12 protein-coding genes and 1 pseudogene are annotated in these 15,669 nt (G+C 36.8%); 11 read left to right on the top strand and 2 right to left on the bottom strand.

Going from position 1 to position 15,669, the window contains the following annotated elements:
• From AC1DDX_RS20650 to AC1DDX_RS20695, 10 genes and pseudogenes are all read left to right on the top strand, one after another.
• Positions 1 to 555, top strand: a pseudogene (locus tag AC1DDX_RS20650) (hypothetical protein); the annotation flags it as partial.
• Positions 556 to 600: 45 nt separating this feature from the next.
• Positions 601 to 1,215 (top strand): deoxynucleoside kinase, encoded by a 615-nt coding sequence (locus AC1DDX_RS20655; RefSeq protein ID WP_048906174.1) that lies wholly within the window; start codon positions 601 to 603, stop codon positions 1,213 to 1,215.
• Positions 1,216 to 1,950, top strand: coding sequence for a 3-deoxy-manno-octulosonate cytidylyltransferase (gene kdsB / locus AC1DDX_RS20660; protein WP_172659160.1), 735 nt, complete (start codon positions 1,216 to 1,218; stop codon positions 1,948 to 1,950).
• A complete protein-coding gene (locus tag AC1DDX_RS20665; RefSeq protein ID WP_172659161.1) occupies positions 1,947 to 2,486 on the top strand; it encodes a hypothetical protein in 540 nt (179 codons plus the stop codon). Before kdsB ends, AC1DDX_RS20665 begins: the two co-directional genes overlap by 4 nt.
• A 317-nt stretch (positions 2,487 to 2,803) precedes the next feature.
• Positions 2,804 to 5,572: an outer membrane beta-barrel family protein gene (locus tag AC1DDX_RS20670; RefSeq protein ID WP_288883877.1), complete on the top strand. Its 2,769-nt coding sequence runs from the start codon at positions 2,804 to 2,806 to the stop codon at positions 5,570 to 5,572.
• A 7-nt stretch (positions 5,573 to 5,579) separates the two neighbouring features.
• Positions 5,580 to 6,338 carry a GLPGLI family protein gene (locus AC1DDX_RS20675; RefSeq protein WP_477612305.1) on the top strand — a complete coding sequence of 253 codons (759 nt, stop codon included), beginning with the start codon at positions 5,580 to 5,582 and terminating at the stop codon, positions 6,336 to 6,338.
• 154 nt (positions 6,339 to 6,492) lie between these two features.
• On the top strand, positions 6,493 to 8,109 hold the full coding sequence (locus AC1DDX_RS20680) for a CTP synthase (RefSeq protein WP_172659164.1): 1,617 nt from the start codon (positions 6,493 to 6,495) through the stop codon (positions 8,107 to 8,109).
• A gap of 20 nt (positions 8,110 to 8,129) precedes the next feature.
• Positions 8,130 to 9,938 (top strand): membrane protein insertase YidC, encoded by a 1,809-nt coding sequence (gene yidC / locus AC1DDX_RS20685; protein WP_172659165.1) that lies wholly within the window; start codon positions 8,130 to 8,132, stop codon positions 9,936 to 9,938.
• 297 nt (positions 9,939 to 10,235) lie between these two features.
• Positions 10,236 to 13,028 (top strand): alpha/beta hydrolase family protein, encoded by a 2,793-nt coding sequence (locus AC1DDX_RS20690; protein WP_172659166.1) that lies wholly within the window; start codon positions 10,236 to 10,238, stop codon positions 13,026 to 13,028.
• Positions 13,029 to 13,080: 52 nt separating this feature from the next.
• Entirely contained in the window at positions 13,081 to 14,352 is a 1,272-nt protein-coding gene (locus AC1DDX_RS20695) for a nucleoside recognition domain-containing protein (RefSeq protein ID WP_172659167.1), read from the top strand.
• 18 nt (positions 14,353 to 14,370) lie between these two features.
• On the opposite strand, the gene AC1DDX_RS20700 is transcribed toward AC1DDX_RS20695, so the two are convergent.
• Complete coding sequence (locus AC1DDX_RS20700) at positions 14,371 to 14,607, bottom strand: hypothetical protein (protein ID WP_048906181.1); 237 nt, start codon at positions 14,605 to 14,607, stop codon at positions 14,371 to 14,373.
• Between the two features lie 154 nt (positions 14,608 to 14,761).
• Between AC1DDX_RS20700 and AC1DDX_RS20705 the strand changes: the two genes are divergently transcribed.
• On the top strand, positions 14,762 to 15,163 hold the full coding sequence (locus AC1DDX_RS20705; RefSeq protein ID WP_172659168.1) for an OsmC family protein: 402 nt from the start codon (positions 14,762 to 14,764) through the stop codon (positions 15,161 to 15,163).
• A 65-nt stretch (positions 15,164 to 15,228) separates the two neighbouring features.
• Here the strand turns inward: AC1DDX_RS20705 and AC1DDX_RS20710 are convergent, their stop codons facing one another.
• The gene (locus tag AC1DDX_RS20710) at positions 15,229 to 15,594 is read right to left on the bottom strand and encodes a response regulator (RefSeq protein ID WP_172659169.1); all 366 of its coding nucleotides are present in this window, start codon (positions 15,592 to 15,594) and stop codon (positions 15,229 to 15,231) included.
• Between the last annotated feature and the right edge of the window lie 75 nt (positions 15,595 to 15,669).

The following is a 15,669-nucleotide window of genomic DNA, read 5'->3' on the forward strand; positions in this document are numbered from 1 at the left end:
GCTTTTAACTACTCGAAAAATCTGGTTAAGGTACCTGGTTTAGATGGAAATGGAAAAATGAGCAAATCAAACGGAGAAGGTAGCGCTTTTAACTACTCGAAAAATCTGGTTAAGGTACCTGGTTTAGATGGAAATGGAAAAATGAGCAAATCAAACGGAGAAGGTAGCTGCATCTATTTATCAGACAGCCCTGAAATTATCCGTAAAAAAGTGTCGCGCGCGGTAACTGATAGTGGCCCTTCAGCGGAAAACCAAACAAAACCGGAAGCAATCCAGAATCTGTTTGATTTAATGAAAATTGTTTCACCCGCCGATACACTGAAACATTTTGATGACTTGTATAATAAAATGGGTATTCGGTACGGTGACTTCAAAAAGCAACTGGCCGAAGATATGATCATTTTTAACACCCCCATTCGTGAGCGTATTGAAGATCTTTCTAAAGACAGTTCATATTTACGTCAGGTAGCTATTCATGGTGCTTTAAAAGCCAGAGAAAGCGCACAAAAAACAATAAGAGAGGTCAGACAATTAATTGGCTTCAAATCATTTTAACTTATTGCCTAAAATAACTACCTTACTGATCTTCAATAAAAGTTTATGCACATAGCGATAGTAGGAAATATAGGAGCAGGAAAAACCACGCTAACGGGTTTACTGGCTAAGAATTATGGATGGGAAGCTTTATACGAAGCTGTTGACAATAACCCATATCTCGAAGATTTTTACAGCGACATGAAAAGATGGAGCTTCAATCTTCAAATTTACTTTCTTAATAGTCGTTTCCAACAAATCGTAGATATACAAAACTTCAACAGAAACGTAATACAGGATAGGACCATATATGAGGATGCTCATATATTTGCTGATAACTTACACGACATGGGCCTGATGACCACAAGAGATCATCAAAACTATAAAGCAATTTTTGCAAATGTAACCTCGTTTATCAAACCTCCTGACTTACTTGTTTACCTTCGTGCATCTGTACCTACATTGGTTAACAATATCCAGCGCAGAGGCAGGGAATATGAGGCCAGCATCCGAATAGATTACTTATCAAAGTTAAATGAAAAGTACGAAGCCTGGATTAAAGATTATAAACTGGGTAACCTGCTTATTCTGGATAAGGATAAATTAGACTTCACTAATAACCCTGAAGATCTGGGAACAATAATACAAGCTATAGAAGCCGAAATAAACGGATTATTTTAAATGAAGATTCTCGGAATCATACCTGCAAGATACGCCTCAACCCGCTTTCCGGGCAAACCTTTAGTTCAAATTAAGGGAAAGAGTATGATCCAAAGGGTTTATGAACAAGCTAGTAAGGCCACAAGCTTATCTGATGTAATTGTGGCTACCGACGATGAACGCATTGCTGCTGAAGTTAAAAGGTTTGGAGGCAAATTCATTGTTACCGGAAGTGATCATTTAAGTGGCACAGATCGCTGTGCGGAAGTAGCAACGTCTGTTTCCGGATACGATGCCATCATAAACATACAAGGTGACGAGCCTTATATAGACCCAGAGCAGATTGATCTTTTAGCCTCGTGTTTTAACGAAAAGGGGGTTCAGTTAGCTACCTTAATTAAGGAAATACATACAGAAACTGAGCTTTATAATGTTAATATTCCTAAAGTGGTTATCAATTCCAAAGGAGAAGCCACTTATTTTAGCCGACAAACAATCCCGTATATCAGAAGTCAGGAAAAGGAGAATTGGCTAAAAGCTCATCAGTTTTATAAGCATATCGGCATTTATGGTTACACCTATCCTATCCTGTTAGAAATTACTAAACTCCCTCAATCCTCTTTAGAAATTGCAGAAAGTTTAGAACAATTAAGGTGGATAGAAAATGGGTACAGAATCCAAACCAAAGTAACTGAAATTGAAACCATAGCCATAGATACCCCTGAAGATCTAATTAAAATAAACGATGGCGTATGAAACAACTAATAACCTGCATTTTTCTCTGCACCATTTTTTTAGTTGCATGTAATAGCACAGACAAAGACGATGCCGCCGGAAAAGATCTTGTAAAGATTGTAACAAAGCCATTTAGTGATTCTTTAAAGGCTGATACCTTTAAAGTACAGATACTGGGGGATAAACCCGACAACATGCACCTTGCATTCTCCATCACCTCTTTTAATGGCAAACAGATTTACGATGTAGACATTAAAGCTACCGATTTGTTCAAGAATTACATTGCTACCATTGATCTTTCCAAGAAGAAAAATCAGATCAAATTTCTACAGGAAGAAGTTAACCGTTTCTTTGACGACGAGAACTTCATGGAACCCGCCGTTGATGAGGCAGACCTGCCTGATGCAAACGTACCCGATAAAGCATTTTTCGACGAGTTAAAAAAAAACAGATTGAATGGATTCATTTATCGACTTGGTAAAGAGAGTAAAAACTACGTAGCCTGGTCTGATAAAGAAGGTAAGGTTAAAACTTACTATACCTGTTGCACTAAGTAAAATCTTATATTTTAGTAAAAACCCCTATCAACACAATAAATGCTTATTTGATGCGTTTTTGAGCATTCCATTAAAATTGTTGAAAATAATTAAAAAAAATATTATGATAATTTCAAATTTAACACTATGTTTATATAACGAAACAAAAAGAACTACGTAATAACTTATAAATAAACAACCTAGAATATTCTAACCAAATATACTTTAAAGAAAGTGCCCGAAATATTTCGGGCCTTTTTTTTGTCCCCCAGCATAAAAACCTTAAGTTGTCAAAAAACATTATTTTAGCTTTCTTAATAAATGTTATACGGTAATTTATGCTGAAGAGGTTATCCATTTTCATTTTCCTTACACTATCGTTTCTTACCGTAACTGCGCAAAAAGCAAGTGTTGCCGGTAGGGTTGTCGATACATTGGAAAAAAGGAATCTGGAACACAGTTCAGTTTTATTGCTAAGATCCGTTGACTCTGTAATGGTTAAAACTACTCGAACAAATGCAGAGGGAAAGTTTGAATTTAGAAACATTGCCAAGGGTGATTACAAGCTGCTGGTAACATTCCCTAAAATGGCCGACTATATCACGAACTTAAGGATTTCGGACACTTCCAACATCAAACTGGGCGACATTAAAATGGAGCTAAAATCAAAACTCTTAAGTGAAGTAGTTATACAGGCTAAAAGTGCCGTACGCATGAAAGGCGATACTTTGGTGTTTCAGGCTGATAGCTTTGCTGTGCGTAGCAATGCGAATGTTCAAGAGTTGCTAAAGAGGCTACCAGGAGTTGTTGTAGATAAAAACGGAAATATAAAAGCACAGGGTAAAGATGTAAAGACAGTTTTGGTTGATGGAGATGAGTTTTTTGGCGATGACCCGCTTTTAGCCACAAAATATTTAAAGGCAAATGCTGTAGAAGAAGTTCAGGTTTTCGATAAAAAAAGTAAAACAGCAGAGCTTACGGGAATAGATGATGGGGTAAAAAACAAAACCATTAATATCAAATTAAAGGAAAATGCCAAAAACGGATACCTGGCATCTTTAGATGCAAACCAGGGAAACGACAAGTTCCGTGATTACGGTGCTATGGCTGGGGTTTTTAAGAGCAAGCTCAAAGCTGCAGTTTATGGAACCTACTCTACCCTAACCAATGATTCTAAGATCAACCGATCTATGCGAAAGCTTAAAGGCGAAGAATATGATGTAATTGAGGTGGGCGATGATGGCAGCTCGGTGATGTATTCCTCTGGTGGTGATGATGATGATGATTACAGCTCCCCCACCAGCGGTTTGCCCAATAATTTCAATATGGGGGGGCACTTTGCCGACAGGTTCGAAAACAACACAATGGGAATAAAGCTCAATTTTAAAGGCTTCGATTACAAAAACAAGAATGTAAGAACTTCTAAATCCGAGGAACTTTTACCCAATGGATCGTTATTTTCAAGCTCCGGAAGAAAAGAAGACAGGTCGAAAAATACAGGTGAAAGCTTAAGAGGTGGATATAGTTACAATATCGACTCACTTACTACATTAAAAATAGCCTTTGGAGCAAAGCAAAACAGAAATCAGCTAAACTCTACGAGTGACGACTTTACAAGAGATCAGCGAGGCTTATTTATCAGTAACAATACCCAAACCAATACCGGCTCTGGTCATAGTGAAGCATTTAATGGAAATATCAACTGGTCAAAAAGATTTAATAAAAAAGGAAGAACACTATCAATAGACATTCAGCCCGAGAATCTTTCCAGTAAAAACATTGAAAAAAGTATAAATCAGACAAAGTACTATGATGACAATGGCCATGAAAACCGGGTAGAAAACACGAACCTGAATAAAGACAACGTAAACGATCAAAAGTCAATAGGCACCAGGATCAGTTATACAGAACCCTTGTCAAAACGGTGGGCTATAGAAGCAGGATATAGCTTTAAAACAATAGCATCAAGCAGCTACAGATTAGTTTCAGATAATAGCACCAATAAAATAGACTCTTTAAGTAATAATTTTAAGTTCATCAATTTCTCTAATGTTGGAAAAATAATTACGCAATATAAGGTTAAGAACTTCTCTATCTCTACCGGATTGGAAGCCACACAAACAAATTTTGTGCTTAAAGATCTGGATCAGCAAAGCGACTTTGATCGCAACTATTTAAACTTGTCGCCAAGCACCAACCTATTCTATAAAATAAACAACAACAGCAACTTATCTGTAAACTACAATGGTTACATGCAACAGCCAAGCATTAATCAAATACAACCGGTAAGGCAGCTAAACAACCCCTTATTTCAGGTTATTGGAAACCCATCTTTAAGGCCTTCGTTTACAAATAACTTCGGCCTTTCTTACAATAGTTTTCAGTTCTCAACCGACCAGTATATCTCTGGTTATTTTAGCTACGGTTTTACAAATAACGCAATTGTCGACACAGAAATAGTTGATGAATTTAACAAAAGAATCTCCAGCTATACCAACCTGAATGGAAACAATTCAATAGCAGGAAACGTATATTACTCTAAAGGTTTTCCGAAGTTAAACTTCCGCTTTGGTGTAGACCTCGGGTTTAATACCTCCAACAACCAAACGATATTAAACTTTACACGAAACAAAACAAGAAACACTCAATTTAATTTGAGAACATCTTTTAATTACTATACACATAAACTTGATTTAAGCTATACCCCATCGGCCAGCTTTATGTATGGTAAATCATCTATTGGTAGCATTAACGACGGCAGAAGCTTAATTCACGACCATGAGTTATCTGCAACAGTACAATTACCTTACAAATTCGAATTTAACTCAACCATGTCACTTTCATTTCGTCCTGCCAACTCATCTTTTGATAAAGATCTGGACGTAATCATATGGAATGGATATCTATCAACCAAGGTATTAAAAAACGAAGCGCTTGAAATTAAACTTTCCATAACAGATATCCTTAATCAAAAAATTGGATACAACAGATATGTTGGTGGAAATATTAAAAGTGAAAGTACGTTTAGCTATATTCCCAGATATGTATTATTTGGAATAAACTGGAATTTAAGTGGTAATTTTATTAAAAACTCCAGCGTTAAATAGCTAATCAATGAGTAGGTCTGTATTTTTTCTTCTCTTCTGTGCAATGCCGTTTAAGTTGCTGGCCCAGCAGCTTTTTATTCCGAATGGAAAAATTACGTTCGAAAAAAGGATAAACATGGTGCGTACAATGGCGGATTTTGGACTTTCTGATGAAATTAAAGGAGGTATGAAAAAGTACAAAACCAGTAATTGGGACCTTTATTTTGACCGTACAAGGTCTATTTATAAAGCTCAAAAAAAAGACGACAATGATGAGGATTTAATGTACTTTATTGCACCTGGCGAATCGACCAACGAACTTTATGCCGATTACGCAAACAGAAACCGCGTATTAAGGAAAAACATTATGGGCGACGATTACCTGCTGAAAGACACTATACCCCATGTAAGCTGGAAAATTATGCACGACATCCGTATTATTTCCGGTTTCGAATGCAGGAAAGCCATAGGTCGCATTAACGACACGGTTTATGTGGTTGCTTTTTATACAGATGAAATTTTACTGCGCGGAGGACCTGAGGGGTTCAACGGGTTGCCAGGCATGATATTGGGGCTTGCCATCCCCAGACTAAATACGACCTGGTTTGCCACCAAAGTTGATGCTTTTAATAATTTTAATAACGAAATTCAACCACCTAACAAGGGCAAAAAAACAGAAACAGAGAGAGAATTGAAGAAATTAATTGAATTATTTACGCGTTACAACGGAAATAAAAACGAAAAACCAGAAGAAATACGCAAAGCGATATATGGATTTGTACTTTAAACCGGCTTATTTATATAATTGTTAGTCAGCAGCTAGAAGGCAAATCATATAGAGAATTTCATTAAATCATTTTTTCCTTTACGAATATTTAAAAAAAGAGCCTTAAAGCTTCGGTTTATTTGCTAACTTTCCTTTATATCAGAAATTCACAAACATGACTAAGTATATTTTTGTTACGGGCGGTGTTACTTCCTCTTTGGGTAAGGGCATCATCTCCGCTTCATTAGCCAAACTATTACAAGCACGCGGCTACAGTGTAACCATTCAAAAGTTTGACCCGTATATCAACATCGATCCGGGAACGCTAAATCCTTACGAACATGGCGAATGCTATGTTACTGAAGATGGTGCAGAAACAGACCTTGATCTTGGGCACTATGAGCGTTTCTTAAATGTTCCAACCACACAGGCTAACAACATTACTACTGGTCGTATTTATCAGAATGTAATCAACAAAGAAAGACAAGGGGAATACCTTGGTAAAACTGTGCAGGTTGTACCTCATATTACTGATGAGATCAAAAGAAACATGCGCATTTTAGGCGATAGCGGTAAATATGATATCGTTATTACGGAACTGGGTGGTACTGTTGGTGATATCGAATCTCTTCCATTTATAGAGGCAGTACGTCAGTTTAAATGGGAAGAAGGCGCTAATAATGCCATAGTTATCCACTTAACACTAATCCCTTTCCTTGCAGCAGCCGGCGAATTAAAAACCAAACCTACACAACACTCTGTTAAAGCTTTATTGGAGTATGGTATACAACCAGATATTTTGGTTTGCCGTACTGAGCACCATATCTCTCAGGACATCCGTAAAAAAATTGCCTTGTTCTGTAATGTAAACGTTAATGCGGTAATCGAATCTATTGATGCATCATCAATTTATTCAGTTCCGTTGTTAATGATGAAAGAGCAGTTGGATAAAACGGTCTTAACCAAATTAAAACTGGCTCATAAAAACGAACCTGATATGGAAAGCTGGAAAGATTTCCTTGGTCGTTTAAAAAACCCTACATCAGAAGTAACTATAGGTGTTGTAGGTAAATATGTGGAATTACCTGATGCTTATAAATCTATAACTGAGTCATTTGTTCATGCCGGTGCAAAGAACGAATGCAAAGTACGTGTTCAATACATTCATTCAGAAGGAGTTTATCCTGATAATGCGAAAGAAAAACTTGGTCATTTAGATGGTTTACTTGTTGCTCCTGGTTTTGGTAGCAGAGGTATTGAAGGAAAAATTGATGCAATTAAATATGTAAGAGAAAACAACGTTCCGTTCTTTGGAATTTGTTTAGGTATGCAATGTTCAGTTATCGAGTATGGAAGAAATGTACTTGGATTACAAAATGCAAATACTACCGAGATTGATGAAAACACTGAGCATCCGGTAATTAATATGATGGAAGATCAGAAAACCATTACCAATAAAGGCGGTACCATGCGTTTAGGTTCTTATCCATGCGACCTTAAAAAAGGTACCAAGGCTTATGCTGCTTACGGAAAACAACATATTACAGAGCGTCACAGACATCGTTATGAATTCAATAACGCTTACTTAAGTCAATTTGAAGAAGCAGGAATGATTGCCTCAGGTATCAATCCTGAAAGTAATCTGGTAGAAATTGTGGAGCTTAAAAACCATCCTTTCTTTGTTGGTGGACAGTTTCACCCTGAATTAAAATCAACAGTTGCTAATCCTCACCCACTTTTTGTTAAATTTGTCGCCGCAGCGATGGAGTTTGCGAAGAAGAAAATAAAATAATACGCGTTTAATTAACAATAATGGATAGAAATACGTTTACAGGATTATTCCTGATCATGATTGTTCTGGCAGGTTCTTTTTACTTTTTCAAGCCAAGTGAGGCTGAAATTAAAAAAGAAAATGAAAGAATTGCTGCTGATTCTATAAAGAAAGCAACAGCAAATACTACCGCAACTCCGGCTACAGCAGCAGTTGCTACATTGCCAGCTGTTGATTCGACTGCATTAAAAGGTCCTTTTGGTGGCAATATCTCTGGCACAGAGCAAACTAGCGTTTTAGAAAACGAGAACTTAAAATTAACTTTCACTAACAAAGGTGGTAAGATTCTTTCCGCTCAAGTTAAAGGACAGACTACTTATGATGGTAAACCGGTAATTTTGTTTGACGGTAATCAAAACAAGTTTGGCTTAAACCTAAACATAGGTGGCAAAATTGTAAATACTAACGATTTATATTTTACTGCTTCTAAAAATGGCGCAAACAGCGTAATTATGCGCGCCAATTATTCTGGGGATAAATACATTGAATTTGTTTACGATGTAAAACCGAATAGCAGTAAGGTTGGTTTTAACATTAACCTGAATGGCTTAAATCAGGTTATTCAAAACAATACAATTACTTTAAACTGGGAAGCTACTTTACTTGAACAAGAAAAATCAGGTAAAAAAGAGCAGGAACATTCAGCTCCATATTACAAATATGCTGGCGAAAATCCCAACCATCTAAGTGTTGCTAAAGACGAAAAAGAAGAACTAAAAGAAGGAAAAATCGAATGGTTCTCTTTCAAACAACACTTCTTCTCGGCGGTATTAATACCAACAGTTCCTTTTGATAAAGGTGAACTTGAAGTTAAAGTAACTACTGAGCCAGGTCAGATTAAATGGTATGGCGCTAATATGCAACTTACATTTAACCAATTGGCTGCTCAAAACTATTCCATGGAGTTTTACTTTGGAACCAACAAATTCTCTACCTTAAAAGCTCAGGGACATGAATTGGAAAAACAAGTAGACATGGGATACTGGCCATTAAAATACATCAACAGATTTATTGTATTGCCTGTATTTAACTTCCTTGAAGGTTTTGGATGGGGGTATGGATTAATTATCCTGGTACTGACAATTATGCTAAAACTAGCCATGTCGCCACTAACATATAAATCATATCTTTCAATGGCTAAGATGAGAATCTTGAAACCTGAGATGGATGAAATTAAAGCAAAGGTAGGCGATGATAATCCAACATTGTTACAACAGGAATATTTAAAGCTTTACAAACAAGTAGGCGTTAATCCATTGGGCGGCTGTTTACCAATGTTACTGCAATTACCATTTGTAATGGCTTTCTTCTTCTTCTTCCCCAATTTATTTGAATTAAGAGGCGAAAGCTTTTTATGGATGAAGGATCTTTCTACCTATGATGATTTTATCAAGTTTGGTGTAAACATTCCTATTCTGGGTAATCACTTAAGTTTAATGTGTATACTGATGACGATTTCAACATTGATCTACACTTACTTTAATAATCAGATCTCTGGTGCAACCGGTCAAATGAAATACATCGGTTACATTATGCCAATTGTATTTCTAGGTGTGTTAAATAGCTACCCATCAGGTTTGAACTACTACTACTTCTTAGCTAACATGTTAACGTTTGCTCAGCAGTTCCTAATCAAGTCTATGGTAGATGATGAAAAAATCCATAAAACACTTCAGGATAACAAAACCAAACCTGTTGTAGAGAAAAAGAAATCAAGATTCAGTGCTAAGCTGGAAGACTATATGCGTCAGCAGCAACAAGCACAGATTCAACAAAAAAAGAATAAATAATTCTATTTCTTTAAGAGGCTATATAAACGTCCACAAAAAAGGGGTTATCATGATATATGATAGACCCCTTTTTTGTATCAATTTGCTTTAACCAATCTAGTCCTTATAGCAACGCTTCACATGGTTCACCCTTCTTTCACTCTTTGTCCACAAAAAGGTACTTTCGCGTGGATTTGGTGTATGCCTGGTGGTATCCCCTTTTATTGTAAAATTTGATATACAATACGGATATGTCTTAAAATTTTCTAATTTTTAGGTTTCTAGAACTAAACCGGGATAAAAACAACCATTTTAATTATGCAGAAATATCTACTTCTCTCTCTCCTATTTTTTACAACGATCAGCTTTGCGCAAAAGAAACCGCTTGACCACACAGTGTATGATGCCTGGGAATCTGTTGCTTCCAGAAGGTTATCCAACAATGGAAATTGGGCGGCATATGGCATCGCTGCGCAGGAAGGAGATGCAAATTTGTATTTAACCAATCTGCTTACCAATGCGAAAACAAAAGTAAACCGGGTGGAAAGTGCTCAGTTTAGTGCTGATTCTAAATTCGCCGTGTTTGCCATTAAACCTTTTTATTCGGCTATACGACAAGCAAAAATCAAAAAGAAAAAAATAGAAGAAATGCCAAAGGACTCTTTGGGCATAGCCAACTTAACTAATCTCGCTATTGCAAAGGTTGCGCGTGTGAAATCTTTTAAACTACCAGAGAATGGCTTAGCCTTACTTGCTTATCAACTAGAAAAACCTATAGATACATCAAAGAAAGCACAGGGAGACACTGCTAAAAAGGATGACAAAGAAGGTTCTGATCTGATTTTCAGAAACCTTACAACAGGTACAGAACGTACTTTTAAATTTGTAAACGAATATGTTTTCAGTAAAGATGGTAAACAACTTGCCTTTGCTTGCACAGGTTCCAAAAAAGATAAGACAGCTCAAACAGGCGTTTTTCTTTTAAACACAGAAAAAGGCACGCTTAAAACATTGGTTAACGGAAAAGGAAGTTTCAAAAACTTTGTGTTTGACGATGAAAGTGAATCACTTGCATTTCTAGGAGAAAGAAGTCCGGAAAAAGCCGAAATTAAAGATTACTTTGTATACTATAACTCACCTTCGTTAGATACTGCCCAGGTTTTGGTAGACAATGACATCCCCGGCTTCCCTGCTAAATGGGCAGTTAGTGGCGATGGAAAATTAAACTTCAACAAAGAAGCCACAAAGCTGTTTTTTGGTATCGCTCCAATTAAAAAACCAAAAGATACTACCCTTATCGATTTTGAGCATGCACAGCTGGATGTATGGAGTTATAAAGACGACTACCTGCAGCCAATGCAGCTAAAAAATGCTGAAAAGGAATCGAAAAGAACTTATTTAACTTCTATCGAAATATTTAATAGTGATGTAAAAGTAGTGCCTTTAACAGACGTTAAACTGCCTGAAGCTAAACTAATTGATGAAGGTAACTCGAACTATGTACTTGCATCATCAGATTTTGGCAACAGAATCCAATCACAGTGGTCTGCAAATTCTATTAAAGACTATTATCTGGTTGATACAAAAACAGGATCAAGAAAAAAGATCATTGAAGGGCTTGTGGGAACTGCAATGCCATCACCATCTGGAAAATTTATACTTTACTTCGACAAAAAAACAGCTAACTGGTACACTTATACTATTGCAACAGGTAAGATTACACACCTAAATAACGGATTAAATGTTAAGCTTGTAGACGAAGAAAATGATGTACCGGATCAGCCAGATGCTTACGGACTTGCTGCATGGACTGAGGATGATAAAGCTGTTCTATTATACGACAGGTACGACATCTGGGAATTCTCTCCAGACGGAAAAAATGCTCCGCAAAACATCACCAATGGTTTTGGCAGGCAGAACAACATTACTTTCCGCTATCAACAACTAGACACCACCGTTCGCTTTTTGGGTAAAAAAGAGACGATACTGCTTGACGCCTTTAACAATACAACTAAAGAAAACGGATATTACAGAAAGAATATCGGCGACAATAAGAGCCCGGAGCTTGTTGTTATGGCTAAGTTTAAGTATTCAAATTTAGGCAAAGCAAGAGATGCCGATCGCTATATTTATGACAAGGCAAATTATACCAATTCTCCTAATGTTTTCGTATCAACAGATATGAAAACCGAGGTTAAATTAAGTAATACCAACCCTCAGCAACAAAATTACAATTGGGGAACTGCGGAACTGGTTAACTGGAGTACACCTAAAGGTTTTAAAGCCGACGGTATTCTTTACAAGCCTGAAGATTTCGATCCGGCTAAGAAATACCCTATGATTGTATATTTCTACGAGAAGTTATCAAATGGATTATATACGTATCAGCCACCAGCTCCTACTCCTTCAAGATTAAACATCTCTTATTTTGTGAGCAATGGGTATTTGGTTTTTGCACCAGATATAAGCTATGAAAGTGGCTATCCTGGCAAATCTGCAGAAGAATTCATTAATTCCGGGGTAGAATTTTTAAAGAAAAACTCATGGGTTGATGGCACTAAAATCGGTATCCAGGGACAAAGCTGGGGCGGCTATCAGGTAGCTCATTTAATTACAAGAACAAATATGTATGCTGCTGCATGGGCGGGTGCTCCGGTAGTAAACATGACTTCTGCTTATGGTGGTATGCGTTGGGAAAGTGGGATGAACAGACAGTTTCAGTATGAAAAAACACAGAGCAGGATTGGTGCAACTTTATGGGAAAAACCAGAATTATACATCGAAAACTCTCCATTATTTGCCTTACCTAAAGTAAATACACCGGTAGTAATTATGGCCAACGATGCCGACGGCGCAGTACCTTGGTACCAGGGAATTGAAATGTTTACAGGTTTAAGAAGGTTGGGCAAACCGGTATGGATGTTAAACTACAATAATGAGGCGCATAACCTGATAAAGCGCCAGAACAGAAAAGACATCCAAATCCGTGAACAGCAGTTCTTTGACTATTATTTAAAAGGAGCTAAAGCACCCTTATGGATGACACAGGGTATACCGGCAACAGAAAAAGGTAAAACATGGGGTTTTGAGCTTACTGATGAAAAGCCATAGGGATATATTGTTTAAAATCCCTACATTAACATCGTAAAACTAACTATCCCTAATGGCATTAAGTAGAATCTGGTCGGCCTTTATCATTGTTGCAATTGTTGTAGCCACTATAAAGTGTTTCTTTTTTGGACAATCTGATATATTTAATTGGATGGTCATTGGCAAAGCCAGTGACCCTGCAAATCCTTTAAAACTAGATGGCATTATTGAAACCTGCTGGGTTTCTGTGGAGTTATGTCTTAAACTAGTAGGTATTTTGGCGCTATTTATTGGTTTGATGAGCATTGCTGAAAAAGCTGGCGGCATTCGTTTATTGTCCCGTATAGTTGGGCCCTTCTTTTCTAAATTATTTCCGGATATTCCAAAAGGCCACCCTTCTATGGGGCACATGATTATGAACTTTTCTGCTAATCTATTAGGTTTAGATAACGCAGCTACTCCTTTTGGCTTAAAAGCTATGGAAAGTTTGCAAGAGCTAAACCCAAGTAAAGATACTGCATCAAATGCCCAAATCATGTTTCTTTGCCTTCATGCAGCTGGTTTAAACTTAATTCCGGTTAGTGTTATTGCAATCAGGGCTTCTCAAAATGCTTCTAATCCAACTGATATTTTTATTCCTTGTCTGATCGTTACTTTTGTTGGCACCATGGCAGCAATGCTTATTGTTTCTTTTAAACAAAAGATTAACCTGCTTCAACCTGTAGTCATTGTCTGGATCCTTAGTCTTTCTTTCATCATTGCATTATTGGTTTTATACATTACTTCGCTTAATGCCGATGGAATAAAATCATTCTCAGGAATTTTAAGCAACGGACTTATACTATTGGTTTTTCTGTTGATTATACTTGGGGCACTATATAAAAAGATTGATGTTTTTGATGCATTTGTTGAAGGTGCAAAAAATGGATTTGAAACCGCCGTTAAAATTATCCCTTATCTGGTTGGGATGCTGGTGGCAATAAGCATGCTTCGCACCAGTGGCACCTTTGATGTAATAATTGGGGGTATAAAAGATTTCTTCTCATTTTTAGGGGCCGACACCAGATTCGTAGAAGGCTTACCTACGGCTTTAATAAGACCACTGAGTGGCGGTGCTGCAAGAGGAATGATGGTAAGTACTATGGAAACCTATGGTCCGGATTCATTTGCAAGCAGGCTTTCTGGCATTTTCCAGGGTGCCTCTGACACTACTTTTTATGTAGTTGCAGTTTACTTTGGTTCTGTAAGTATTAAGAATACCCGTTATGCTATTGGCGCAATGCTGCTGGCCGATCTTGTTGGGGTATGTACAGCAATAGGTCTTGCTTATTTATTTTTTGGATAAGAAATATAGATTACAGAATTATTTAGATTCTGTTGATATTATTCTGCTAATAATCTGTTCAAGTGCAGTGGGTTCTAAACTGGTATGCTTAGAAGACCTCCAGGTGGAAGTAGAATCTAACCACACACAAAAAGAATGGTAGCCATCTACTATTACTGCATAGGTTTCGTGAAAATCATCCTGTATGCGCATACAGAATCCGTTTATGGGCTTGCCCTGAACATCAAATCTGAAATTTAAATAGCTACTTAACATACTGATACCTGGTTAGTTATTTCTATAACAAATTAAGTTATAATATGTTTAGCCTATTTTAAATGCTTGCTATATTATTGTTAAATCTAGATGATTATTTTATGAATGAGAATGCTTAAATTTAATTGTAGCTTTATCTGCATAACATTAAAACATGGCAGATAATCAAATTACCGCAATTACAGAGCTAGACAGGTCTCATTATAAAACTAAGGTTTATGCAGGAGGGCATTTTATTTATTCTGATGAACCTGAAAGCATAGGCGGAACAGATGAAGGCATGACACCTGGAGCATTGTTGCTTGCTAGTTTAGGAAGCTGCACAGCTATTACCGTTAGAATGTATGCTGATCGGAAACAATACAACCTTGATGCAATTAAAATAGAGTTGGCTATTTGCGAGGAAAAGGAAATGAGCAAGGAAACAACTATTACCCGAAAAATTGAACTGATTGGGACATTAACAGAAGAGGAACGTAAACGCTTAATGCAGATAGCAGACAAGTGCCCCATTCATAAAATACTAACCAATCCCATAAGAATTGAGACCAGGTAACAAAAGCGTTTTACTATATACAATTTAGTACTATTTATACATTAATTAGTACAGTTGGCAAGTAACTAAGCCGCAAATTGGGCTTTGACTTTTTTAACAAGACTATCGATATCAAATGGCTTTGAAAGAAAGTCATTAGGTGAGCCTGGTAATTTTAATAAACTTTGCAGATTGTGACTTGCAGAGATCATTACAACAGGAATATTTTTAAATAAATTGTGTGCTTTTATTGCTTTGCAAATGTCCCGGCCGTCAATTCCACCAAGCATCACATCTAACAATACCAGATCAGGCCTTAACGATGATATGACATTCAATACATTTCTCCCGCTGGTTAAAGTAGATACCTCGAAACCCTCACCCTCCAATACAATCTTAATAATATCAACTATATCACTATCGTCGTCAACTGCTAATATTTTTCTGGACATTTCACTAACTCTTTTAGCTAATTATAAGCGATTTATATGCCACATTTTTCATTATTATTAATTAAATACTAGAAA

The organism is Pedobacter sp. 10L46_2, from assembly GCF_056395165.1.